The following is a 23,266-nucleotide window of genomic DNA, read 5'->3' on the forward strand; positions in this document are numbered from 1 at the left end:
CCCTCCCGCTTGCGGGAGGGGTTAGGGGAGGGTGAGTGAGGGTAGCAAGCGATGCCGCTTCAGAAAGAACCTCCACGTCGCCCCCTCCCCCAACCCCTCCCGCAGGCGGGAGGGGGGATTGAAGGTGGGAGAGGAGAAGGTGCTACGCCGCCTTGGCCGAGCCGTCGGACGCGCTGGGGCGGTCTTTCCCCGCCTCCACCCCAATGATCGGCCAGTGCGGCGCCTTGTCGTCAAGCGTGCGCAACAGACGGAGGAACTCGACCTCGGTATCGTCATAGGGGACGCCGCCGACGTCAAAGATGTCATGGAACCACTTGTCCTTGAGCCCCGCGAGATTCGGGTTTTCCCAGGCCGCCCAGGGCAGGTGGGTCTGCGTCTTGCCGCGCACCAGGCCCCAGCAGAACGCGCCGACATGGCGGGCCTTGGCGACCGGCAGGATCGCCTCGAAGGTGCTGCCCGCCGGGCGCGCCATGAATTCGGTGCACCAGAGCGGCCGGTTGAACACGCTCAGCCAGTCGATCCGCTGGGCGAAATCCTCGGCGGTGCCGTAATTGTGGAAGGAGATCACGTCGGACAGCCCGGTCTGCGCCTGCTGGAGCGGTGTGAGCAGCTCGGGCGAGGACCAGTCGCCAAGCCAGATGCCGCTGGTCAGCGGCTGCACCGGGCGCATGCTCCGCGCCCAGTCAAAGGCGTCGACCAGCACCGGCAGGACGAGATCGGCCTTGGCGCCGAGCTCGTCGGCGTCGCAGAGCGAGACCTCAGGCCCGTTGTCCGGCTCGTTCCAGATGTCCCAGGCGAGCACGCGGCGATCGGTGCGGAAACGGCCGACCACGCCCTTGATATAGGCCTCGAGCCGCGGCCGCTGGGCCGGATCGCGCAGCGCCGGGATGCCCGGCGACTGCACCCAGCCGGAATTATGCACACCGGGGGTCGGCGCCGGCTGGGGGCCGAGCGCGGGATCGGGGTGCCAGCAGGAATCGAACAGCACCAGCATCACCCGGATGCCGTAACCGTCCGCCACCGCCAGCAGCGTGTCGATGCGATCGAGAAAGCCGTCCGGATCTTCCGCCCAGAGCAGATCATGCAGGTAAACGCGCACGGCGTTCATGCCGACATCGGCCGCCAGCGCCAGCTCGGCACGAATCGCTTCGATGTCGAAGGTCGCTGCCTGCCACATCTCGAGCTGGTTGATCGCGTTCGAGGGTGTGAAATTGCAGCCCATCACCCAGGGCTGCTGCGCGAACCACGCCTTCGCTTCTGCTTCCGTCCAACGCTCGACCATCGCTTCACACTCCGCCGCCGGCATCGCCGGGTTCTGCCCATAACCGTTGCTAACCATGTTGTTTTTATAGGCGGAGAAGTGAATTGCGGATGTACCCGCTACGCGCTTCTTCGGAGGATGGCGGCGTGCTTTCGCGATGAGCCGAGCCGGTCGCCTAACCTAGGTTGCTTGCAGGCTGCGTTTCGCCGCCGGACCAGCCAATGAGGGCATGCATGACACCACTCGAACTCTGGGGCGGTGCCGAGTGTACCGTCAATCGCGTCGGCGATCGATTCCGCGATCAGGCGATCGAGACCGGCCATCACGCGCGGCTGAAGGATCTGGATCGGATCGCCGCGCTGGGCGTCAAGGCGCTGCGCTTCCCCGTGCTGTGGGAGCGGGTCTGCCCCGACGATCCTGCCGCTTGCGACTGGACCTGGAGTGACAGCCGGCTGGCGCGGCTGCGCGACCTGGGCGTGCGGCCGATCGCCGGGCTGGTCCACCACGGCAGTGGTCCCCGGCGTACCCATCTGCTCGACCCCGATTTCGGCAGGAAGCTTGGCGACTATGCCGCGCGGGTGGCCGAGCGCTATCCCTGGATCGAAGACTGGACCCCGGTCAACGAGCCGCTGACCACCGCGCGCTTCGCCGCGGTCTACGGCCATTGGTATCCGCACGCCCGCGACGAGGGCAGCTTCTGGCGCGCGCTGGTGCATCAGGTCGAGGGCGTGGCCTGCGCCATGGCGGCGGTGCGCGCCGTGCGGCCGGATGCGCGGCTGATCCAGACCGACGATCTCGGCAAGACCTATGGCACGCGCGCTACCCAGGCGCAGGTCGCCTATGACAATGCCCGGCGCTGGATGGGGTGGGACCTGCTGTGCGGCCGCGTTGTGCCCGGTCATGCCTTGTGGGAGCGGCTGGCCGGTTTCGGCCTCGCGGCGAAGTTGGAGGCGCTCGCCGAGACCGCCTGTCCGCCCGACGTGATCGGCATCAATCACTATCTCACGAGCGACCGGTTCCTCGACGAGTATGTCTCGGTCTATCCGCCGGCGATGCGCGGCGGAAACGGCAGCATCGCCTATGTCGATACCGAAGCGGTGCGGGTGCTCGATCCGGCGCCGAACGGGCTCGCCAATGCACTGGCCGAGGCGTGGGCCCGTTACCGTATCCCGATCGCGATCACCGAGGTCCATAACGGCTGCACCCGCGAGGAGCAGATGCGCTGGATGCGGGACGCCTGGGAAGATGCCGAGGCGGCGCGGGCAGCAGGTGTCGAGGTGCAGGCGGTGACTGCCTGGTCGCTGTTCGGCGCCTCGGGGTGGAACACGCTGCTCACCTCGCCCGGCATCTACGAGCCCGGCGTGTTTGACGTCCGCGGCGGCGAACCTCGGCCGACGGCGATGGCGCCGCTGCTACAGGCGTTGGCCCGAGGCGAACGGCACGATCACCCCGCGCTCGACGGGGAGGGGTGGTGGCAGCGGGACCTGCGCGTGACGCATCATCTTCGGCCGCATCCCGAGCCTTGCGCGCGCTCCGGGAGGGACGTCGGCTCCCGCCGCCCCTTGCTGATCGCCGGCGCGAGCGGCACGCTGGGGCGGGCACTCGCCCGCACCTGCGACGTGCGCGGGCTCGCCTATGTGCTCACCGATCGCACGATGCTGGACCTTGGCGACGCTGCCTCGATCGCCGCGGCGCTCGACACGCATGAGCCCTGGGCGGTGATCAACGCGGCGGGCTGGGTGCGCGTCGACGATGCCGAGGAGGACGAGGCGGCGTGCTTCGCCGCCAATTGCCTGGGCGCGACCGAACTCGCGATCGCGGCGTCCGAGCGCGACATCGCGACCGTCAGCTTCTCCAGCGACCTTGTGTTCGACGGTGCATCGGATCGGCCCTACATCGAAGCTGATCCTTGCGCGCCGCTCGGCGCCTATGGGCGCAGCAAGGCGGCGATGGAGGCGGCGATCGGCGAGCTGTTCGGCCGCCACCTGATCGTGCGGACGGCGGCGTTCTTCTCGCCCTGGGACCAGCACAACTTCGCGGTACAGGCAATCGAGGCGCTGGCGGCGGGGCGACGGTTTGCCGCCGCGAAGGATCAAGTCGTTTCCCCCGCCTATGTACCCGATCTGTGCAACGCGGTGCTCGACGAACTGATCGATGGAACGAGCGGCATCCTGCATCTTGCCAACCAGGGGGCGGTAAGCTGGTCGGACTTCGCTACGTCGGTAGCAGAGGCCTGCGGGCTGCCGGCCCGACTGGTCGATCCGGTCCCCGGCGCCGCGCTTGGCTGGAAGGCGGCACGCCCCTGCCATGTGCCGCTCGCCAGTCAGCGCGTGCCGTCGCTCGAGGCTGCGCTGCAGGCCTTCGCCACCACGCCCGAGGTGCTGGAACGCATCGATAGAGCCGGGCAGGAGGTCGAGGCGATGCAAACGGCGTGAGGCCGGCGCCTCCGGCAATGCCCCTCTTGCGCTGGGCAGCCGGAGCGCCGATGTAGTCGCGGGCAATAAACAACCACGAGATCATCCCACATGCATCCGCTTTCCGGTCAGATGACCATCGATCCCGTTACCGGCGCTCTCGTTCCCATCGTCATCGAGCAGTCGAGCCGCGGCGAGCGCAGCTTCGACATCTATTCGCGCCTGCTGCGGGAGCGGATCGTGTTCGTCACCGGCCAGGTCGAGGACCATATGGCCTCGCTGATCACCGCCCAGCTGCTGTTCCTCGAATCGGAAAATCCGAAGAAGGACATCTGGATGTACATCAACTCGCCGGGCGGCGTCGTCACGGCGGGCATGGCGATCCACGACACGATGCAGTATATCCGCCCGCGCGTCGGCACGGTGTGCATCGGCCAGGCGGCGTCGATGGGCTCGTTCCTGCTCGCGTCCGGCGAGCCGGGCCTGCGCGTGGCGCTGACCAACGCCCGCATCATGCTCCACCAGCCCTCGGGCGGTGCGCAGGGCATGGCGTCCGACATCGAGATCCAGGCCAAGGAAATCCTGCGCATCCGCGCGCGCATGAACGCGCTGTATTCGAAGTATACCGGCCAGCCGATCGAGAAGATCGAGACGACGATGGACCGCGACTCGTTCTTCGAGGCCGAGGAGGCCAAGGCCTTCGGCATCGTCGACGAGGTGTACGAGAAGCGCCCGGTGCCGAGCGAGGATGCGGCAGCGGCAAATTAACACTATACCCCTATCCTCGGCCGCCTGATGATTCCCGGTGCATGGAACGTCAGGCGGGCGGGGCGATTTATGGATTGCCGGAATTTCGCCTGCGTGTAGGATGGCAGGCGAGCGTTACGCGCCCGAGGCGCGAAGGATGGATTGAATGACCAAGCTCAGCGGCGGTGACTCGAAGAGCACGCTCTATTGCTCCTTCTGCGGCAAGAGCCAGCACGAGGTGCGCAAGCTCATCGCCGGCCCGACCGTGTTCATCTGCGATGAGTGCGTCGAGCTGTGCAACGACATCATCCGCGAGGAAACCAAGTCCTCGCTGGTGTCGAAGAAGGACGGAGGCGTCCCCTCGCCGCAGGAAATCTGCGACGTGCTTGATGACTATGTCATCGGCCAGAAGAAGGCGAAGCGCGTTCTCTCGGTCGCGGTGCACAACCACTACAAGCGGCTGAACCACGGCGCCAAGGGTGCCGATGTCGAGCTCGCCAAGTCGAACATCCTGCTCGTCGGCCCCACCGGCTGCGGCAAGACGCTGCTGGCGCAGACGCTGGCGCGCATCCTCGACGTGCCGTTCACCATGGCGGATGCCACTACACTCACCGAGGCCGGCTATGTCGGCGAGGACGTGGAGAACATCATCCTCAAGCTGCTCCAGGCCTCCGACTACAATGTCGAGCGGGCGCAGCGCGGCATCGTGTACATCGACGAGATCGACAAGATCAGCCGCAAGGCCGAGAATCCGTCGATCACCCGCGACGTGTCGGGCGAGGGCGTGCAGCAGGCGCTGCTCAAGCTGATGGAAGGCACCACCGCCAGCGTTCCGCCGCAGGGCGGCCGCAAGCACCCGCAGCAGGAATTCCTGCAGGTGGACACGACCAACATCCTGTTCATCTGCGGCGGCGCCTTCTCGGGCCTCGAGAAGATCATCGGCGATCGTCTGCAGGGCAAGTCGATCGGCTTCGGCGCGCATGTCGCTGCACCCGACGAGCGCCGTACCGGCGAGCTGCTACGCCAGACCGAGCCGGAGGATCTGCTCAAGTTCGGCCTGATCCCCGAATTCGTCGGCCGTCTGCCGGTGATCGCGACGCTGGAAGACCTCGACGTCGAGGCGCTGATCAAGATCCTGACCGAGCCGAAGAACGCCCTGGTCAAGCAGTATCAGAAGCTGTTTGACATGGAAGCGGTCAAGCTCGGCTTCACCGACGACGCGCTCACCGCCGTCTCGAAGAAGGCGATCGAACGCAAGACCGGCGCGCGCGGCCTCCGCTCGATCCTCGAAGGCATCCTGCTCGACACGATGTTCGACCTGCCCAGCATGGACGGTGTCGACGAGGTGGTGGTCGACAAGGACGTGGTCGAGGGCCGCAAGGAGCCGGTTCGCATCTACGCCAAGAAGGAAAAGGCCGGCAGCGCCGCCTGATCCGTAAGGGCTGTGTCGTACGAAAGGCGCGTGGGTCACCTGACCCGCGCGCCTTTTCGTTTCTCAGCAGGCGGGGGCCGGCTTTGGTGCTGCCCGCTGCCGCCCGTTGAGCAGCAGCAACAACAGGCTGGATCGGCGCACTACCAGCAGGTGGAAATAATATAGAGCCAGCAGCGCCACCGGCGCGATGACGGCCATAGCCTGCCACGGGCCGAGGCCGGTGGGGTAGAGCAGCCAAAGCAGCGCCAGAATGGCCGGCACGTGCAGCAGATAAATCGTGTAGCTGGCGCTGGACAGGTCCGATTGCCACTGGTGGCAGCGCTGCAATGAAAAGGCGCTTCGGAATACCAGCGACGTGACCGCGAACCCGGCGATTGGTCGCGCGATGAAGAAGATCAGCATCCGCAGCTTGCCATCGCCGGCCATCCCGATGACCGAGAGATCGAGGACCGCCATCGCCAGCCCCACGGCGTACACGACGCGCGGCGGTGACAGGATGAGGTTGCGGATTGCCTGCACCCGGAAGGCGGCATGGCCCAGCGCGTAGAACAGGCAGAAATAGACGGTCTGGCGCAGCAGAAAGGCGATCGGTTGCAAGCCGGCCATGTTCAATGCCTTGCCCGCCGCCCAGATCGAAAGCGATGCCCCGGCGCCGGCGAGCCAGAGCGCGGCGATGACGGAAAGCGGCTTGCGGGCGGCGAAGTCCCCCAGCGCTTCGATCCGCCGTTCCTGTGCGCGAAGTGCGAAGGTGAGCGGCACGTAGAGCGCGAGTGCGATCAGGAACCACATGTGCATGTGCCAGTCGCTCGGCTGCCAGGGGAGGTAGTTGCCCATGAAGCCGCGCCGTGTCGCCAGGTCGGCGATCAACAGGTGCGAGACCGGCACGACGAAGATGAGCCCGACCGCCAGCGGCACCAGAAGCATGACAAGTCTACGCCGGATCCACGTCGTCGGCGCCGCTTTCCCGACCGTCAGCGCAGCAAAGAAGCCCGATATCGTGAAGAATGCCTCCATCCTGCACAGATGCGAGGCATCTTCGATCATGTTGAAGGCCGTGATGTCGGACAGGGCAGCGCAATGGACGATCAGTCCTGCGGCAAACAATGCACCACGCCAAACGTCCATGCCATATATCCGGTTGGACGATCCCGCTGTCGTCGGCTGCATGAAGCTGCGCCCCCCTGTGTCGACCCTGCCGAAGGTCCGACGGGCTAGTGCGCATCAGTAGAGGCTGAGTTTGTGAAGTGACAGCGCTAAGCGCCTAGAGTTAATGCGGAAAACTGCCTAACATATGTTGCTTTAATGTCTTCTTCTGGGACGGAGCGTTGGGAGGCAGACAGTCAGGTTGCATCAGATCGGCGCGCCCGCAGGCGATACCGCTATTTGTCCGCAGAGGGCCCTGCGCGCGGCGTGTCGAGATGTGCCGGCCATTGCAGGCCGTGCAGAAGCTCGGCGAACGCTGATTCGAGCGTCGCCGAGCGCGACCAACTCCCGCGGGCCGCCACCAGCCACGTGCCGCCCGCCGGGCAGAACAGATAGCTTTCGGAGGTGAGCGGTTGTTGCTTGCCCTCGAGCGTCCCAGTCATCGTGAAGCGCGCGTGATAGGCGACGTCCGGCGCGCGTCCGGACGGGGAGGGCCAGCGGTCCTGTGCCACAAGCTGCACATCGGCATTGCTCTGGGCGACGTTGCGCTCGATCTCGGCGAAAGACTCTGCACAATCACGATCCGGCGCTGCCGGATAGACGTACAGCGTCACGAAGCCGAGGTCGCCGCCACGCCGCAGCGAATAGCCGGCGCTGACATCGAGCTGCTCGGCGTCATAGGCGTGGATGCGGGTCCGCAGGGCGTTGCCCAATCGCTCGGGGAACGTCATGTCGCTGGCGGCATGCGTCCAGTCGCCCTCGACGCGCAGATCCTCCTGCGCGCTGGCCGGCAATGCGGCGAGCATCAGGACAGGCCCCAGGATCAGGCCGCTAAGCAGTTTCATTCCTCACCCCAGCAGGTCGTGCGCATCTCGTGGTGCGGCCGAAGGGTCGCAGAGCCTTGCGGACGATGCAAGCCGGGCTGCGCCGATGCACCCTGCGCGCGGGTCAGAAGATGCCGGGCAAGAACCGCTTCACACGGGCGGCATAGGCTTCATATTGGCGGCCGAAGCGCGCGTGGAGCAAGGCTTCCTCTTCGGCTACGCGGATCCATGTACCCCAGGCGAACAGCGGCAGCCCCAGGATCAGCCCGCGCCAGTGACCGAAGGCGACGGCGATCGCCAGCAGCATCGCGAACAGCCCGGTGTAGATCGGGTGCCGGATCGTCGCGAAAGGCCCCCAGGTGACGAGGTCATGGTCCCGGCGAGTGCGGGCGGCGAAGCTCCAGTTGCTGCCCATCGCGGTCGTTGCGGACAGGAACAGGCCGATACAGGTGCCGACGAGCAGCGCGACGACGACTGCCTGACCGAGCGCAGCCGCCGACATGGCTTGCAGCGTCAGTCGCATCGGGCCGAAGGCGACGAGGAAGAAGCCCAGCCCCTGCAGCCAGATGCCCCGCCCCGATCGACTGCCGATCTGCGCGCCGGCTTCGCCCCGACCCATGCGGCGGGCGCGGACGAAGCCCACCGCCGCCACGAAGGCCAGAAGGCCGATCAGCAAGGCAACGAGCGCCGGAACGCCCACAGCCGTGGGTGCAATGATCGCGCTCATCGTTGACGCGCTCCGCGCTGGAGCGCGTCCACCGCTTCCGAACGGCGCAGGATGTGCGCGTGCGGATCGAGCACGACGTGCGCGGCGGCCGGCAGGGTTAGCGTCGCGGTGCCGCCGGGCATGGCGACCTTCTGCAGCTTGCCGTCGATCGAGACGTCGACGGGGAGCGGGAAGGGGCGGTCGCCGCTTGTCTTCCAGCGCAGCGTCAGCCGGTCGCCGGTACGCTCGCTCATCAGTTCGGGCAGCTCGGCCCCGTAGAGGTAGACGTCGAAGAACCATTGCAGGTCCTGGCCGGTCACCTGACGCACGATGCCGATATATTCGGGCGTGGTGCCGAAGCGGGGCGTGAAGTTGCCCGGCTTGGGGTCCGGACGGCCATAGACGATGCGCCGGGTCACCTCGAAGAACTGCTCGTCGCCGATCAGGTAGCGGAGCGTGTGGAGGACCCAGGCACCCTTGTAGTAGATATCCTGGCCCGGGCCGCCCTTGTCCTCCTCATACACCTCTTCCTCGGTGCGGATCTTGCCCGCGACGATTGGCGCCTTGTTGCGAATGGCGAGGCGATACTGGTCCATCATCGCGGCATAGCGGGCATCGCCTTCGCGCCACTGGCCGTAAAGCGGCTGCATATATTGGGTATAGCCCTCATGCAGCCAGTAATCGTCCCAGTTGGCGGCGGTCAGTTGATTGCCGAACCATTCATGGCCGAGTTCGTGCTGGAAGATCTCGTCGAAGCCCGACGGCGTCTTGCGATAGTTGTTGCCGTACGCGTTGATCGTCTGGTGCTCCATGCCCATGTGCGGCGTCTCGACCACGCCGAGCTTCTCGTCGCCCCAGGGGAAGGGGCCGATCATGCTCTCGTAGAAATCGACCGTGGGCGCGAACTCGGCGAACAGCGCCTCGGCCTTGGCCTCGCGGCCTGGCAGATACCAGTAGTGCAGCGGGAAGCTGTTGCCGAAGCGGCTCCTGTAGGTGGCGGTAAGCTCCTGATAGGGGCCGATGTTCAGCGCCACGTCATAGGGATTGGGGCTCTTGGCGCGCCAGTGCCAGGTAGTGCGGCCGTCGGCTAGCGTCTCTACCCGCAGCAGCTTGCCGTTGGAGGGGGCCTTGAGCCCCGCGGGCACGGTGATGTGCAGGTCTACCAGCGCGGGTTCACCCTGCGGGAAATCGAGGCACGGCCAGAACAGGTCGCAGCCATAACCCTCCGCGGTGGTGGCGATCCAGGGCTTCTTGTCGACGGGGGTGGTCGCCCAGACGAGGCCGTCGTCCCAGGGTGCGCGCACCGCGACGTGCGGCGTGCCGCCATAGGCGATCTCGGCGACCACCGTGTCGCCGGCCTCGATCGGACGGGGCAGGGTGATGAACAGCCGGCCTTCCGGATTGCGCCACTGCGCGGGCGCCAGCGGCTTTCCGTCGATCCTGATCGCGCTGACCGGCAGGTTCCGATCGAGATCGATCTGCAGTTCGCGCTGCGGTGCGCTGGTACGTAGGGTGAGCGTGGCGGTGCCGTGGAGGGCGTAGCTGGCCGGGAGCACCTCGATCGCGAGATCGGCGTGCTCCAGACGCAGCGCAGCCCGTGCGGGGGCGATCGCGCCGCCCGAGGCCTGGGTCGTCGGCGTGATCGGCGGCTCCCCGCGCTTCTGGGCCTGCGCCGGGCCCATCGTCGTCGTGAGCGCGGCCATGGCCATCGCGAGTGTCGAAATCTTCAATGCGTCCCCCAAATCACCTTGCCGTCGCGTTCCATCGGCGAATCGACAGGTCTCGGGCATGATAGCGCTGCCGCGCCGCGACGCGAGAGACCGAAGAACGCTGGGCAGGGCTGGAGTTTTCCACCGCAATCTGGGTTAATGCGACCACGCGATTGATGCGATCGTTCCAGGCCCCATATATAAGGCCTATGGTGCCCCCAGCTGGGGGCAGACCCGGAGTTTTCATGAAGCAGTCCTATCCCGTCCTGCCGCTTCGCGACATCGTCGTCTTCCCGCACATGATCGTGCCGCTGTTCGTCGGCCGCGATAAGTCGGTAGCGGCGCTGGAAGCGGCGATGGCTGCCGACAAGGAGATCTTCCTCGTCGCGCAGCTCGATCCGGCCGAGGACGATCCCGGCCGCGAGGATCTCTACGATACCGGCGTTTCCGCCGAAGTGCTGCAGCTACTCAAGCTGCCGGATGGCACGGTGCGCGTGCTCGTTGCCGGCAAGGAGCGCGGCAGCCTTACCTCGATCGAGGAAACCGGCGCCTATCTCACCGCGCATGTCGAGCCCGTAACCGAGGCGGACGACACGCTGGAGGACGCTGCGGTCGAGCTGAGCGCCGAACTCAAGGCGCTGATGCGCTCGGTCGTCGAGCAGTTCGAGAATTACGCCAAGCTCAACCGCAAGCTGCCGGCCGAGACCGCCGTGCAGCTCGGCGAGTTGGAGGACCCGTCGCGCCTGGCCGATGCGGTTGCCGCCAACATTTCGGTGAAGGTGGCGGACAAGCAGTCGCTGCTGGTCGAGAACGATCCGCAGAAGCGTCTCGAAATGGTGTTCGCCTTCATGGAGGGCGAGCTCGGCGTGCTGCAGGTCGAGAAGAAGATCCGTAGCCGCGTCAAGCGCCAGATGGAGAAGACGCAGCGCGAGTACTACCTCAACGAGCAGCTCAAGGCGATCCAGCGCGAGCTGGGCAATGAGGGCGAAGAGGGCGAGGGCGACGAGGTCGCCGAACTCACCCAGAAGATCGCCACGCTCAAGCTCTCCAAGGAAGCCCGCGCCAAGGCGCAGGGCGAGCTGAAGAAGCTCAAGACGATGGCGCCGATGTCGGCCGAGGCCACCGTCGTGCGCAACTATCTCGACGTGCTGCTGGGCCTGCCCTGGGGCAAGAAGTCCAAGCTGAAGAAGGACATCGCCGAGGCGCAGGGCGTGCTCGACCAGGATCACTATGCCCTGGAGAAGGTGAAGGACCGGATCGTCGAATATCTCGCGGTCCAGGCGCGCACCAACAAGCTGAAGGGGCCGATCCTGTGCCTCGTCGGCCCGCCGGGCGTGGGCAAGACCTCGCTGGGCAAGTCGATCGCCAAGGCGACCGGGCGCGAGTTCATCCGCCAATCGCTGGGCGGCGTGCGCGACGAGGCCGAGATTCGCGGCCACCGCCGCACCTATATCGGCTCGCTGCCGGGCAAGATCGTGTCGAACCTGAAGAAGGCCGGCACCTCGAACCCGCTGTTCCTGCTCGACGAGATCGACAAGCTGGGCCAGGACTTCCGCGGCGATCCTGCCTCGGCGCTGCTCGAGGTGCTGGATCCGGAGCAGAACAGCAAGTTCAACGACCATTATCTGGAGATCGACATCGATCTTTCGGACGTGATGTTCGTGTGCACGGCCAACTCGCTCAACCTGCCGCAGCCGTTGCTCGACCGCATGGAGATCATCCGGCTCGAGGGCTATACCGAGGACGAGAAGGTCGAGATCGCCGAGCGGCATCTGGTCGCCAAGCAGATCGACGCGCATGGCCTGAAGGACGGCGAGTTCACGCTCACCAACGAGGGCCTGCGCGACCTGATCCGCTATTATACCCGCGAGGCCGGCGTACGGACGCTGGAGCGCGAGATCGCCAAGCTCGCCCGCAAGAGCCTGCGCAAGATCCTCGAGGGCAAGGAGACTCAGGTCACCATCACCCCCGAGAACCTCGCCGACTATGCTGGTGTCCGGAAGTACCGCTTCGGCGTGGGCGAGGAGGAGCACCAGATCGGTGCGGTCACCGGCCTCGCCTGGACCGAAGTGGGCGGCGAGTTGCTGACCATCGAGAGCGTCACCGTGCCCGGCAAGGGCGCGATCAAGACGACCGGCAAGCTGGGCGACGTGATGAAGGAATCGGTGGAAGCCGCATTCAGCTTCGTTCGTGCGCGGAGCCCGAGCTACGGCATCAAGCCGAGCCTGTTTGCGCGCAAGGACATCCACGTCCACCTGCCCGAGGGCGCGGTGCCGAAGGACGGCCCGTCGGCGGGCATCGGCCTGGTCACCTCGATCGTGTCGACGCTCACCGGCGTCGCGGTCCGCAAGGACGTGGCGATGACCGGCGAAGTGACGCTGCGCGGACGCGTGCTGCCGATCGGCGGCCTGAAGGAGAAGTTGCTGGCGGCGCTGCGCGGCGGCATCAAGATGGTGCTGATCCCCGAGGAGAATGAGAAGGATCTCGCCGAAATCCCTGCGAACATTCGCGAGGGGCTGGAGATTGTCCCGGTTTCGCACGTCGACGAGGTTCTGCGCCTCGCGCTGACCAAGCCGCTCACCGCAATCGACTGGTCGGATGCGGACGAACTCGCTACGCAGCCGCCCGCCGGCGTGCCCGCGATCGGAGATGCTTTGCATCATTGACATGACGTAACTTTTCTGACGCAATTCGCGCCGAAAGACTTTGACTCCGGCGGCTCGCCCGTGCTGACTCGCACGCTAGCGCAGCCGCCGCGACTCATTCGGCTATCCAATCCAATCAACGCGGTATCCCGCACAATATCAGGGGGTTTGCACCAGCATGAACAAGCAAGAGCTGATCGGTCAGGTCGCGGATGTATCGGGCCTGGCCAAGGGCGACGCGGTGAAGGCCGTCGAAGCGGTGTTCGACGTGATCACGGCCTCGCTCAAGAAGGGCGACGAAGTCCGCCTCGTCGGCTTCGGCACCTTCTCGGTCAGCAAGCGCAAGGCGTCGACCGGCCGCAATCCGCGCACCGGCGAGGAGATGACCATCAAGGCGTCGAACCAGCCCAAGTTCAAGCCCGGCAAGGTGCTGAAGGATTCGGTGAACTAAGCACCGAAAAAAATGCGGGCGGGGTGCGAAACGGGGCTGGACAGGCCGCCAGCCGCACCGTAAAGGCCCGCTTCCCGTTTCGGCCGCAGGGTTTCACCCACAGGCCAATGGGCGCGTAGCTCAGTGGTAGAGCACTGTGTTCACACCGCAGGGGTCGCTGGTTCAATCCCAGCCGCGCCCACCATGTAGAGAAGCCCGTCGGACTAGGTCCGGCGGGCTTTTTCGTTGCCCGCTCCACCGGCACGCGATAGGCGCGACAATACAGCCCATGGCCGGTCCTTCGATTGCCGCGCGCGGGCGCGTAGGGAGGCGGCTGCGATGTTGTGGGCAGGAGCGACGGTCGCGGCGGCGGCCTTCCAGGTGGCGCGCAATGCCTTCCAGCGCGGCATGATGGCCTCCAGCGGCCCTTGGGGCGCCACGCTGGTGCGCTTCCTGTTCGGGCTGCCCTTCTCGACCGCGCTGATGCTGGGCGCCATCGCGTTCGCCGGCCCGACCAACCTCCATCCGCATCTCGGCTGGGCCTTCTGGTGGCCGGCGCTGCTCGGCGCGGTGGCGCAGGTGCTCGCCACCGCGGCGCTGCTCCAGGCGATGCACCATGCGGGCTTCGCGGTCGGCACTGCGCTCCAGCAGAGTTCGGTGCCGCTCGCCGCGCTCGCCGGTCTGCTTGTCTTCGGCGATACGCTCAGCCCGCTCGGCTGGCTTGGCGTGGCGGTGACGACCGCCGGTCTGGCGGTGCTGGTCTGGCCGCGCAAGGTGGGCGGGGAAGGGCGGCTGATCCCCGGCGTGGTGTTCGGAACTCTGTCCGGCCTGTTGTTCGGGCTGGCGCTAAACGGCTTCCGTCATGCCGGCCTCGCACTGGAACCAGCGCACCCTTTCTTCGCGGCGATGACCAGCGTCACGCTGGTGCAGGCGGTGCAGACCGTCGGGCTGATCGCCTTCCTGCTGTGGCGCGATCCTGCCGCACTGCGGGCGGTGATCGCCGGATGGCGCGGATCGCTGGGTGCGGGGCTGTTCGGTGCGCTGGCCTCCTCGGGGTGGTTCTTCGCGCTCAACCTGGCGCCGGCGGCGGCGGTGCGCTCGCTCGGCGTCGTCGAGATGCCGATCGCCGCGGTCGCCGGGCATCGGCTGTTCCGCGAGGCCCTCAGCATGCGGCAGGCGATCGCCGGGCTGGCGGTCTGCATCGGCGTGGTGCTCACCGCCGGGCTTTGAGGGGAACCGTGAGGCGGAAGTCCTTGGAATAACAGCTTTGTGTCAGTGCACTGTCGACGTCGCCGCGCAGGATTGATGTCGCACAAGTGTAATTTTATAGTCTCTAAATCGTCATCACAACCGCATGATCGAGTCATTTTGGCCGTCTAGTGCGCCGGCTGGGCGCAAGAGGGGCATCGCACGCATCGCCACGCGCCCGGTTCACAACTAAGACGGGAGAAATTGCGCGATGGCGAGCTTCAAGCGCTACGGCCAACTGTTCATGACCACCGCCGCCACCGCGGCGCTCTCCGCCTGCAACGGCGCGGACAATGTGGCATCGCCTGGAGCAGGCAGCGTCGTGATCGTCGCGCCCACGCCGACGCCTAGCCCCGTGCCGACCCCGGCGCCCACTGCAGACATCACCGCCGCGCAGTTCGCCGCCGTGACCACCGTCAACGGCATCTCGATCACCGCAGACGAGCAGCTCGCACTGGTGAAGGGCGGTGCCAACAACAATGTGAACGGCCTGAGTGCGGTGATCTCCGGCCTGTTCCCGGCTGCCGCCACCTCGCTCACCACGGCGCTCGATCCGTCGTCGCTCGGCAGCTTCTTTACCAACACCAACTATGTCGGCGCGCTGAGCGGGCCGACCGACACCGCTTTCCAGCAGTGGACCTGCAACTCGACCACCGCGAATTTCGGCGGCACCGGCGCGGCCTGCACCGCCGTACCGGCGGTCGGAACCGGCGGCTCGACTGCGACGTGCCCGACGGGCACCACCGATGACGGCCTGGTCCAGACCTTCCGCGCCTGTCGCCTGCCTGCGGCGATTACCACCAACCTGACGCTGCCGAAGATCACCGGTGTGTTCTATCGCTTGCGCGGCCAGACCGAAGTCGGCACCGATCAGGGCGCGAGCGGCGGCACCGGCGTGACCCTGACCATCGAGCCCGGCGTCGTCATCGCCGCGGATTCGAGCGAGGCGACCAACGACCTGCTGCTCGTCAACCGCGGCTCGAAGATCCAGGCGGTCGGCACGCGCGAGGCGCCGATCATCTTCACCTCGCAGCAGAACCTGACCACCAACGGCGTCAGCGACGCGACCCAGGGCCAGTGGGGCGGCATCATCCTGCTCGGCCGCGCCCGCACCGCGGTCTGCGCCTCCGGCACCGGCGGCTCGAACCCCACGCCGTGCCAGCTCGCGATCGAGGGCGTCACCGGCCGCTTCTATGGCGGCACCGACGATGCCGACAGCAGCGGCCAGATGTCCTATGTCCAGATCCGCTATTCGGGCATCGCCATCTCGGATGGCAACGAGCTGCAGGGCCTCACACTGGGCGGCGTCGGCTCGGGCACGGTGCTCGATCATATCCAGAGCCACAACTCGGCCGATGACGGCATCGAGATCTTCGGCGGCGCGGCGAACATCAAGTACATCGCGGTCACCGGCGCCGACGATGACGGCTTCGACGTCGACAATGGCTGGCGCGGCTTCATGCAGTTCATGATCGCGGCCCAGAAGGTCTCCGGCGCCACGGCCGACTCCTTCTCGACCGAGATCGATTCGAACAATGCCGAGGACCTGCTGCCCCGCACCTGGGGTCGCTACGCCAACTTCACCTTCATCCAGACCGCGATCGCGCCCGCGGCGATCCGCCTGCGCGGCGGTGCGGACATGACCTTCGTCAACGGCGTGGTGAAGACGCCGTCGGGAGTGGCCTGCGTCAATCTCGTCGCGGGTGAGACGAGCGCGACCGATCGTTCGACGATCCGCGCCAAGAACGATGCGCTGCAGGACCAGGGCCCGCCGGTGTTCAACTCGGTGTTCTTCGCCTGCAACGGCCGCTGAGGCCGCAAGCACCCGCGAACCCGAGCCGGGGTGGTGCGCGCCACCACCCCGGCATCGCACGACCTTTCAAGACTGGATGACCCGGCCATGCAGCGACGCCACGCCTATGCCACGCTTCTTCTTCTGACGTCCCAGCTCGTGCCGGCGGCGGCGCTCGCCCAGAGCGCGGCGGCGCCCGCACCGACGCCGGCAGCCCCGGCGGCGAACCCGCAGGACACGGCCGCGCCGCAGGACGCGCAGCCGCCGGTCGAGGTCTCCGCGCCGGGCTTCGACGGCTCCGTGCCGCAGGAGATCGTCGTCACCAGTCGCTACATTCCCAATGTCGTCCGCGCGACGCCGCAGGTCGTCTCGGTGCTCTCGACCGAGGACATCGCCCGCACCGGTGAAGGCGACATCGCCGGCGCGCTCAGCCGCGTCACCGGCCTCAGCGTGGTCGGCGGCGGCTTCGTCTATGTTCGCGGCCTCGGCGACCGCTATTCCTCGTCGCTGCTCAACGGTTCGCCCTTGCCGAGCCCCGAGCCGCTGCGCCGCTCGGTGCCGCTCGACATCTTCCCGACCACGATCGTCGGCTCGGCGCTCGTCCAGAAGACCTATTCGGTCAATTACCCCGGCGAGTTCGGCGGCGGCGTGATCAACCTCACCACCAAGGCGATCCCGAAGAAGGATTTCCTCACCTTCGGCGGCTCGCTCGCCGCCGACGACGCGACCACCAGCGAGCTCGGCTATACCTATTATGGCGGCAAGCACGACTGGCTGGGCTTCGACGACGGCACCCGCTCGGTGCCCGACTTCATCCGCAACGCCCCCAAGGGCACGGGCATCATCCCGGCCGAGCAGGTGCTGCAGCTCTCCAACGCCTCGACCACGCTCCTCCAGCGGAATGCGCAGCTGCCGGCGAACTGGTCGGCGGAGATCAGCGGGGGCGGCGCGCTCGACCTCGGGGCGGACCAGCTCGGCATCGTCGCCTCGCTCGGTTACAGCAATACCTGGCGGACGCGGCTGATCACCCAGCAGGACAGCGTCAACACCAATGGCGACCTGCGCAACGATTTCCGCACGCTGCTGACCGACAACCGCGTCATCGCCAACGGCCTGCTCGGCCTCGGCTATGCCTTTGGCGACAACACCATTCGCCTCACCAACGTCTATATCCGCGACGTGCTCAAGCAGGGCCGCGGCGCGGCGGCGGAAGTGTACAACAATGCCAGCGGCCTGCGCTTCCAGCAGAACACCAACTGGTTCCAGCGCGAACTGTTCGAAACGCAGGGCGTGGCCGAACTCCGCCCGTTCACCGGGGTGAAGCTCGACCTGCGCGGCGCCTATGCCAATTCGAAGCGCAATGCGCCGTACGAGCGCCAGTTCGACTATCTCTGCTCGGCGACCACCACCACCGGCCAGACCATTTCCTATGACGGCGGCAACGGCGCCACCGGCTTCCAGTGCAACGGCGCCTATCAGGTGACCCAGCGCTTCTCGCCCTTCGCCTCGATCATCTTCTCGGACCTGAACGAGAATCTTTGGACGGGGCAGGGCGACCTTTCCTACAAGCCCGACGCGATCCCGCTGACGCTGTCGACCGGCTATTATTATTCGGATACCAAGCGCTTCTCGCGGCGCCTGCAGTTCAACTACCAGACCAGCGTCGGCGGCGGCACCGCGCCGGGCTATCCGTACAACCTGCTGCGCCCGGACTATCTGCTCAGCCCGGACGTGGTGAACAATGCCTGCCCGCAGCAGGGCACCGGTGCGTGCACGATCCAGCTGCAGTTCAACACGCCGCTCGGCGCTTATGCCTATGATGCGGGCCTGCGTATCCATGCCGGCTATCTCCAGGCTGAGACCGATGCGATCGACGGTCTCCGCATCGTCGGCGGCGTGCGCTACGAGAAGGGCAAGCAGTTCGTCACCCCGGTCGACAGCCCGTCGACCAGGCTGGACAACGACTATTGGCTGCCCGCGCTGACGCTGACCTGGAATTTCGCGCCCGACATGCAGCTGCGCGGCAGCTATGCGAAGACGATCTCGCGGCCCCAGTTCCGCGAACTCGCGCCGCAGCAGTTCCGCGATCCGGACTCGGACCGCCTGTTCTTCGGCAACCCGCTGTTGCGCGACTCGACGCTCCAGAATTTCGAGGCGCGCTACGAGTGGTTCTTCGCGCGCGAGCAGCGCTTCACGCTCGCCGGCTTCTACAAGCGGATCCGCAACCCGATCGAGCAGGTCGGCTTCTACACCGGCTCGGACGACCGGCTGCAGACCGGCTTCACCAACCTGCCCAAGGCGACGCTGTACGGCGGCGAAGTCGAGGTGCAGAAGTACATCCCGCTCGACGGGCTGAACGGCGCCTTCTTCGCGACGCGCCGGATAACCGCGATCGCCAACTACACCTACACCCATTCGGCGATCACCGCGGACAATAGCTGCGCGCCGAACGTGCTCAACCAGACGATCGGATCGTGCCCGACCGGCTTCGGGCCAGCGTCGCTCCAGTTCCGTGACGGTGCGGCGCTCACCGGCCAGTCCGATCATCTGGTCAACCTGCAGCTGAGCCTGGAAGATACCGCGCGCCTGTCGCAGCTGACCTTCCTGTTCAACTATGCCAGCGACCGCGTCACCAATCGCGGCCCGTCCAACCTGTCGGGCACCGGCTTCCAGCCCGATGTGATCGAGCGGCCGGGCGTGCGCTTCGACATCGTCGGTCGGCAGGGCTTCGAGATCCGCGGCGCGCAGTTCGAGCTGAAGCTCGAGGCGCGCAACCTGACGCGCACGCGCTTCAACGAGCGCCAGACCTTCGACAGCGGCAAGATCGTCTACGCCAACCGCTATATCCAGGGCCGCACCTTCAGCATCGGTCTCAGCACGACCTTCTGAGCTGCGGCCTTTGGCGCGTGTCCGGAGGGGAGACCCTCCGGGCCGCTCACCAGCTCCAGGGTCGTTCGCGGAACCACTGGGTGATCACATATTTGGTGCCCGCACGCACCTTCATCGCATGGTGGATCGTCGCCGGATTGACGCTGCCATCGGGCCGAAGATTGTTCCAGGCGAGCAGCTTGCCGGGCTCGGGCTGGACGATCTTGTCGATCGCCTTGAAGCGCGTGGCACCGCCCGCCTCGACCTGGTTGAGATAGAGCATCACCGTCCAGGTGCGCTGGCCGGAGACATCACAGAATTTGTGGAAGTCGGGCGTACCGGGATCGAAGTAATCGGTGTGCGCCTTGAACTCCTGCCCGATCGCGTAGCGCTGGCCCTGCATCGGCTCGGCATGCGCGCCGTCGAGCCCGATGAAGTCGAGGATGCGCGCCTTGAGGTCGATCGCCAGCGGATCCTCGGCGGCGAGGTCGCAGGTCTCGCTGGTGCGGAAGGCGTAGTCGTCACCGGCGTTGGCGAGCGTGGAGGGGCGGCGCTTCTCGTCGATCCGCGCCACCAGCGCCGCGCATTGCGCAGCGTCGAGGAAGTTGCGCACCATGAACAGCGTCACCTTCGGGCTCGGCACCTTCTGGACGCCCGGATAGGAGAGAATGCGCGCGACGACGGGTTCGGAAGGATGGCCGCTGCCGAGCGTGGGAAGAGGAGGCATCTGCATGATCGCGCTTTTGCCAAAGCATGTGGTTTCATGCCAGCGGGACGCGCAATCGTCATAAATTTGCAGGTCGATTGTCACAAAGCCTGCGTAGCCGGGCGCCGTCCAGCAGGGGGATGACAGTGCATATCGACGTCGAACGGCATCCCGCAGCAGGAGGTGGGGCAGTGGCCGCAGCCGCGCAACTGGAGCCGCTGCTTGCCGAGGCTGCGCGGCTCGAAGCTTCCCATCTTCATATCGAGCCGAATGCCCAAGGCGTAGAGATTGCATTCCGGGCATCGGGCCTGCTCCATCCGTTCGGCGAAGTGGCGCGGGCCGAAGGCGACGCGCTGATCCGCCAGATCGCCGCCGCCGCGCGGCTGTCGCCGGACGGCATGCTGCCCCAGCGCGGCGAGATGCGCTGGGAAGGCGAGGTGCTCGACATCTATGTGCTGCCGGTGGTGCACGGGCAGCGGGTGGTGGTGCAGCGTGCGCCCCGCCAGGCCGGGCACCGCGAGCTCGAGGCGCTGGGGATGAGCGCGGCACTGGCCAACCACGCGCGCACGGCGCTGGCGCGGCCCGGTCTCGTGCTGGTGGCGGCACCGGCGGGGCAGGGCGGCAGCACGACGTTGCAGACGCTGCTGGGGTTCGCCGTATCGCGCACCCGGCCGGGCCTTGCCGTCGCGACCGGCGCGATGCCCGACATGCTGGGCGTGACCTGGGCGGACGGAGCGATCGTCGCCCCGGCGGAGACGCTGCGCGCGGCGATCGAACAGGACGTCGACGTGCTGATGATCGATTCGCTCGCCGATCGTGCGGCCGCCGCGGCGGCGATACAGGCGGCGCAGGCGGGGCGGCTGGTGCTGGCGGGCATCGATGCGATCGATTCGGTGGCGGCGATCCAGCAGATGCGCGGCTGGCGGGTGGAGGCCTTCCACCTTGCCTCCGCGCTCAGCCTGGTGGTGGCGCAGCGACTGGTGCGGCGGCTGTGCCCCGAATGCCGCGAGCCGGTGCAGGCCACCGGCTCGGTCTCGGCGCTGCTCGGCTTCGATCCCGGGGCGATCGTCTATGCCTCTGCCGGGTGCGTGGTGTGCGGGGGCACGGGATTCGCTGGGCAAACCGGCGTGTTCGAATCGATTCGCGGTGACGCGACGATCCGGCGGCTGGTCAATGACGGCGGCGACGCGGCGATTCTCGCCCGCCACGCCTTTATCAGCACCCCCAATCTGGGCTCCGCCGCGCGGCACCTCGCCCGCACCGGAGTGACCACGCCGGAGGAGGCGGTGAAAATTTCCCGCGGGCAGGGTGCGTAATCATCTTGCGCTCCGCTTCGGAGCCCGCTAAGCGCGCACTCCTTCACGGCGACCATAGCTCAATCGGTTAGAGCGCTGGTTTGTGGTACCAGAGGTTGCGGGTTCGATCCCCGTTGGTCGCCCCACTTTCCCCCTTCATCACAGCGCGGATCCATCCATGATCACCGACTGGGGCTTTCCCGATTTCGACGACCACGAGGGCGTTCACCTCTTCTCGGATCGGGCTTCCGGCCTTAGCGCGATCATCGCCGTCCACTCGACCGCGCTGGGTGCGGCTGCGGGTGGCGTGCGCTTCTGGCATTATGCCGATCACCGCGCTGCGATCACCGATGCGCTGCGTCTCTCGCGCGGCATGAGCTACAAGAACGCCATGGCCGATCTGCCCATGGGCGGCGGCAAGGGCGTGATCCTCGCCGACAAGCCGGGCGCGGAAGTTACCCAGGCGCAGCTGGAAGCCTTTGGCCGCGCGGTCGAATCGCTCCATGGCCGCTACGTGACCGCGGAAGACGTCGGCATGTCCGAGGCGCGCATGAAGGTCGTCGCGACCCAGACCAAGCATGTCTCGGGCCTGCCGGTGGCGGCAGGCAGCGCGGGCGGCGATCCGGGTCCGGTGACGGCGCGCGGCGTCTATCTCGGCGTCAAGGCGGCGGCGAAGCGTGGCCTGGGCGTCGATTCGATGGCCGGCGTGCGCGTGGCGATCCAGGGCGTCGGCTCGGTCGGCGGCGGGCTTGCCCGGCTGCTGGCGGCGGACGGGGCCAAGCTGACGCTGGCCGATGTCCATGGCGACCGCGCCAAGGCGCTTGCCGCGGAGCTGGGTGCCGAGGCGATCGACGCCGACGCGATCCTGACCCACGAAGCCGACATTCTCAGCCCGTGCGCGCTGGGCGCGATCCTTACCGAGCAGTCGATCGACGCGCTCAAGGTGCGCGTCGTCGCGGGCGGTGCGAACAACCAGCTCGCCACGCGCGAGGACGGCCATCGCCTGCACGCGCGCGGCATCGTCTACGCGCCGGATTATGTGATCAACGCCGGCGGCATCATCAACGTCGCGCTCGAATATCTGGGGCAGGGCGACCGTTCCGAGGTCGATGCGCGGGTCGAGAAGATCCCGGTGCGCCTCAATCAGGTGTGGGACGAAAGCGAAGCGACCGGCGATCCGTCGAGCGAAGTCGCCGACCGCATCGCCCAGCGCCTGATCGGGCGGTAATTCAAAGGCCCTCCCCACACAGGGGAGGGCCTTTTGCTATCAGAGCCACCCCGCCGTCTGCGCCGCGAGCCAGAGCCCGATCACGACGAACAGCAGCGCGGCGATGCGGTGCACGGTCGTCAGCGGCACGCGGTCGATCACCGCCTTGCCGAGGAACACCGCCGGCACATTGGCGAGCATCATCCCCAGCGTCGTCCCCGCCGTCACCGGCAGTACCGCATGGAAGCGCGCGCCGAGCGCAACGGTGGCGACCTGGGTCTTGTCGCCCATTTCGACCAGGAAGAAGGCGATCGCGGTGGTGAGGAACGCGCCAAACCGCGCGGGCTTGGGTGCCTCGTCCTCGTCGAGCTTGTCCGGGATCAGCGTCCACAGGCCCATCGCGACGAACGAGGCGGCGACCGCATAGCGGAACCACACGCTGTCGAGCAGTCCGGCCACTTCGGCACCCACCAGCGCGGCAAGAAAATGGTTGGCGATCGTCGCGACGAAGATGCCGCAGATGATCGGCACCGGGCGCTTGAAGCGGGTCGCGAGCAGGATCGCCAGCAGCTGGGTCTTGTCGCCGATTTCGGCGAGCGCGACCACCGCGGTCGAGGTGAGCAGGGCTTCCAAGAAAATCTCCGGGCCGGGCGGATGCGAATCCAACGACATCGCATCTCCCCGCCCGGCACGAGCGGAGATGCGACGCCATTGGTCTCGCCCGAACCTTGCGGCTCCGCCTGCGCCATGGCCTCTCGACCAAGTATGTTGACGCAAGCGCCCGGTGCACGCCGCACCGGCTGGCTACTCCCCAGATGACCGGGGCCGGGTAGCGGAGG

General features: G+C 66.8%; 17 protein-coding genes, 2 tRNA genes and 1 riboswitch. Of the genes, 12 read left to right on the forward strand and 7 right to left on the reverse strand.

What is annotated here, in order from left to right; genetic code table 11:
• Positions 1-142: 142 nt before the first annotated feature.
• Complete coding sequence (locus QZ670_RS08605; protein ID WP_294253896.1) at positions 143-1,339, reverse strand: cellulase family glycosylhydrolase; 1,197 nt, start codon at positions 1,337-1,339, stop codon at positions 143-145.
• A 155-nt stretch (positions 1,340-1,494) separates the two neighbouring features.
• Between QZ670_RS08605 and QZ670_RS08610 the strand changes: the two genes are divergently transcribed.
• The 3 genes from QZ670_RS08610 to clpX all read left to right on the forward strand — a co-directional run bounded on the left by QZ670_RS08610 (position 1,495) and on the right by clpX (position 5,854).
• Complete coding sequence (locus tag QZ670_RS08610) at positions 1,495-3,696, forward strand: family 1 glycosylhydrolase (protein WP_294253897.1); 2,202 nt, start codon at positions 1,495-1,497, stop codon at positions 3,694-3,696.
• A gap of 111 nt (positions 3,697-3,807) precedes the next feature.
• Positions 3,808-4,443 carry an ATP-dependent Clp protease proteolytic subunit gene (locus QZ670_RS08615; protein WP_174596075.1) on the forward strand — a complete coding sequence of 212 codons (636 nt, stop codon included), beginning with the start codon at positions 3,808-3,810 and terminating at the stop codon, positions 4,441-4,443.
• Positions 4,444-4,588: 145 nt separating this feature from the next.
• Positions 4,589-5,854, forward strand: coding sequence for an ATP-dependent Clp protease ATP-binding subunit ClpX (gene clpX / locus QZ670_RS08620; RefSeq protein WP_064311561.1), 1,266 nt, complete (start codon positions 4,589-4,591; stop codon positions 5,852-5,854).
• Between the two features lie 63 nt (positions 5,855-5,917).
• On the opposite strand, the gene QZ670_RS08625 is transcribed toward clpX, so the two are convergent.
• The 4 genes from QZ670_RS08625 to QZ670_RS08640 all read right to left on the reverse strand — a co-directional run bounded on the left by QZ670_RS08625 (position 5,918) and on the right by QZ670_RS08640 (position 10,230).
• Positions 5,918-7,021 carry an acyltransferase family protein gene (locus tag QZ670_RS08625; RefSeq protein ID WP_294253903.1) on the reverse strand — a complete coding sequence of 368 codons (1,104 nt, stop codon included), beginning with the start codon at positions 7,019-7,021 and terminating at the stop codon, positions 5,918-5,920.
• A gap of 212 nt (positions 7,022-7,233) precedes the next feature.
• Positions 7,234-7,842, reverse strand: coding sequence for a hypothetical protein (locus tag QZ670_RS08630; protein ID WP_294253907.1), 609 nt, complete (start codon positions 7,840-7,842; stop codon positions 7,234-7,236).
• Between the two features lie 103 nt (positions 7,843-7,945).
• Positions 7,946-8,548: an isoprenylcysteine carboxylmethyltransferase family protein gene (locus QZ670_RS08635; protein WP_294253909.1), complete on the reverse strand. Its 603-nt coding sequence runs from the start codon at positions 8,546-8,548 to the stop codon at positions 7,946-7,948.
• Complete coding sequence (locus QZ670_RS08640) at positions 8,545-10,230, reverse strand: M1 family metallopeptidase (RefSeq protein ID WP_294253911.1); 1,686 nt, start codon at positions 10,228-10,230, stop codon at positions 8,545-8,547. The genes QZ670_RS08635 and QZ670_RS08640 overlap by 4 nt, the downstream gene beginning before the upstream one ends.
• A 251-nt stretch (positions 10,231-10,481) precedes the next feature.
• Here QZ670_RS08640 and lon point away from each other — a divergent pair, with 251 nt between their 5' ends.
• The 6 genes from lon (at position 10,482) to QZ670_RS08670 (ending at position 19,240) form a co-directional block, all read left to right on the forward strand.
• Positions 10,482-12,902 (forward strand): endopeptidase La, encoded by a 2,421-nt coding sequence (lon, locus tag QZ670_RS08645; protein WP_294253914.1) that lies wholly within the window; start codon positions 10,482-10,484, stop codon positions 12,900-12,902.
• Positions 12,903-13,059: 157 nt separating this feature from the next.
• On the forward strand, positions 13,060-13,332 hold the full coding sequence (locus tag QZ670_RS08650) for an HU family DNA-binding protein (protein ID WP_294253920.1): 273 nt from the start codon (positions 13,060-13,062) through the stop codon (positions 13,330-13,332).
• Positions 13,333-13,441: 109 nt separating this feature from the next.
• Positions 13,442-13,516: transfer RNA gene (locus QZ670_RS08655), tRNA-Val, on the forward strand.
• A 134-nt stretch (positions 13,517-13,650) separates the two neighbouring features.
• Positions 13,651-14,541, forward strand: a complete 891-nt coding sequence (locus tag QZ670_RS08660; RefSeq protein WP_294253923.1) for a DMT family transporter — start codon at positions 13,651-13,653, stop codon at positions 14,539-14,541.
• A gap of 229 nt (positions 14,542-14,770) precedes the next feature.
• A complete protein-coding gene (locus QZ670_RS08665) occupies positions 14,771-16,372 on the forward strand; it encodes a hypothetical protein (protein ID WP_294253925.1) in 1,602 nt (533 codons plus the stop codon).
• A gap of 87 nt (positions 16,373-16,459) precedes the next feature.
• Positions 16,460-19,240 (forward strand): TonB-dependent receptor, encoded by a 2,781-nt coding sequence (locus tag QZ670_RS08670; protein ID WP_294253927.1) that lies wholly within the window; start codon positions 16,460-16,462, stop codon positions 19,238-19,240.
• Positions 19,241-19,286: 46 nt separating this feature from the next.
• On the opposite strand, the gene QZ670_RS08675 is transcribed toward QZ670_RS08670, so the two are convergent.
• Positions 19,287-19,952 (reverse strand): 2OG-Fe(II) oxygenase, encoded by a 666-nt coding sequence (locus tag QZ670_RS08675; protein ID WP_294253928.1) that lies wholly within the window; start codon positions 19,950-19,952, stop codon positions 19,287-19,289.
• Positions 19,953-20,116: 164 nt separating this feature from the next.
• On the opposite strand from QZ670_RS08675, the gene QZ670_RS08680 reads away from it, so the two are divergent.
• The 3 genes from QZ670_RS08680 (at position 20,117) to QZ670_RS08690 (ending at position 22,448) form a co-directional block, all read left to right on the forward strand.
• A complete protein-coding gene (locus QZ670_RS08680; protein WP_294253930.1) occupies positions 20,117-21,241 on the forward strand; it encodes an ATPase, T2SS/T4P/T4SS family in 1,125 nt (374 codons plus the stop codon).
• A gap of 48 nt (positions 21,242-21,289) precedes the next feature.
• Positions 21,290-21,366: transfer RNA gene (locus tag QZ670_RS08685), tRNA-His, on the forward strand.
• Between the two features lie 32 nt (positions 21,367-21,398).
• Complete coding sequence (locus tag QZ670_RS08690; protein ID WP_294253932.1) at positions 21,399-22,448, forward strand: Glu/Leu/Phe/Val dehydrogenase dimerization domain-containing protein; 1,050 nt, start codon at positions 21,399-21,401, stop codon at positions 22,446-22,448.
• Positions 22,449-22,487: 39 nt separating this feature from the next.
• Here the strand turns inward: QZ670_RS08690 and QZ670_RS08695 are convergent, their stop codons facing one another.
• Positions 22,488-23,060, reverse strand: coding sequence for a TMEM165/GDT1 family protein (locus QZ670_RS08695; RefSeq protein ID WP_294254104.1), 573 nt, complete (start codon positions 23,058-23,060; stop codon positions 22,488-22,490).
• A gap of 71 nt (positions 23,061-23,131) precedes the next feature.
• Positions 23,132-23,253: riboswitch (yybP-ykoY riboswitch) on the reverse strand.
• Between the last annotated feature and the right edge of the window lie 13 nt (positions 23,254-23,266).

Source organism: uncultured Sphingomonas sp. (genome assembly GCF_913774285.1).
Lineage (GTDB): Bacteria > Pseudomonadota > Alphaproteobacteria > Sphingomonadales > Sphingomonadaceae > Sphingomonas.

Bases quoted from the DNA above. Each gene is read 5' to 3' on its own strand.
- QZ670_RS08605 (WP_294253896.1), bottom strand. From the start codon at position 1,339: ATGGTTAGCAACGGTTATGGGCAGAACCCGGCGATGCCGGCGGCGGAG.
- QZ670_RS08610 (WP_294253897.1), top strand. From the start codon at position 1,495: ATGACACCACTCGAACTCTGGGGCGGTGCCGAGTGTACCGTCAATCGC.
- QZ670_RS08615 (WP_174596075.1), top strand. From the start codon at position 3,808: ATGACCATCGATCCCGTTACCGGCGCTCTCGTTCCCATCGTCATCGAG.
- clpX (WP_064311561.1), top strand. From the start codon at position 4,589: ATGACCAAGCTCAGCGGCGGTGACTCGAAGAGCACGCTCTATTGCTCC.
- QZ670_RS08625 (WP_294253903.1), bottom strand. From the start codon at position 7,021: ATGCAGCCGACGACAGCGGGATCGTCCAACCGGATATATGGCATGGAC.
- QZ670_RS08630 (WP_294253907.1), bottom strand. From the start codon at position 7,842: ATGAAACTGCTTAGCGGCCTGATCCTGGGGCCTGTCCTGATGCTCGCC.
- QZ670_RS08635 (WP_294253909.1), bottom strand. From the start codon at position 8,548: ATGAGCGCGATCATTGCACCCACGGCTGTGGGCGTTCCGGCGCTCGTT.
- QZ670_RS08640 (WP_294253911.1), bottom strand. From the start codon at position 10,230: ATGGCCGCGCTCACGACGACGATGGGCCCGGCGCAGGCCCAGAAGCGC.
- lon (WP_294253914.1), top strand. From the start codon at position 10,482: ATGAAGCAGTCCTATCCCGTCCTGCCGCTTCGCGACATCGTCGTCTTC.
- QZ670_RS08650 (WP_294253920.1), top strand. From the start codon at position 13,060: ATGAACAAGCAAGAGCTGATCGGTCAGGTCGCGGATGTATCGGGCCTG.
- QZ670_RS08660 (WP_294253923.1), top strand. From the start codon at position 13,651: ATGTTGTGGGCAGGAGCGACGGTCGCGGCGGCGGCCTTCCAGGTGGCG.
- QZ670_RS08665 (WP_294253925.1), top strand. From the start codon at position 14,771: ATGGCGAGCTTCAAGCGCTACGGCCAACTGTTCATGACCACCGCCGCC.
- QZ670_RS08670 (WP_294253927.1), top strand. From the start codon at position 16,460: ATGCAGCGACGCCACGCCTATGCCACGCTTCTTCTTCTGACGTCCCAG.
- QZ670_RS08675 (WP_294253928.1), bottom strand. From the start codon at position 19,952: ATGCAGATGCCTCCTCTTCCCACGCTCGGCAGCGGCCATCCTTCCGAA.
- QZ670_RS08690 (WP_294253932.1), top strand. From the start codon at position 21,399: ATGATCACCGACTGGGGCTTTCCCGATTTCGACGACCACGAGGGCGTT.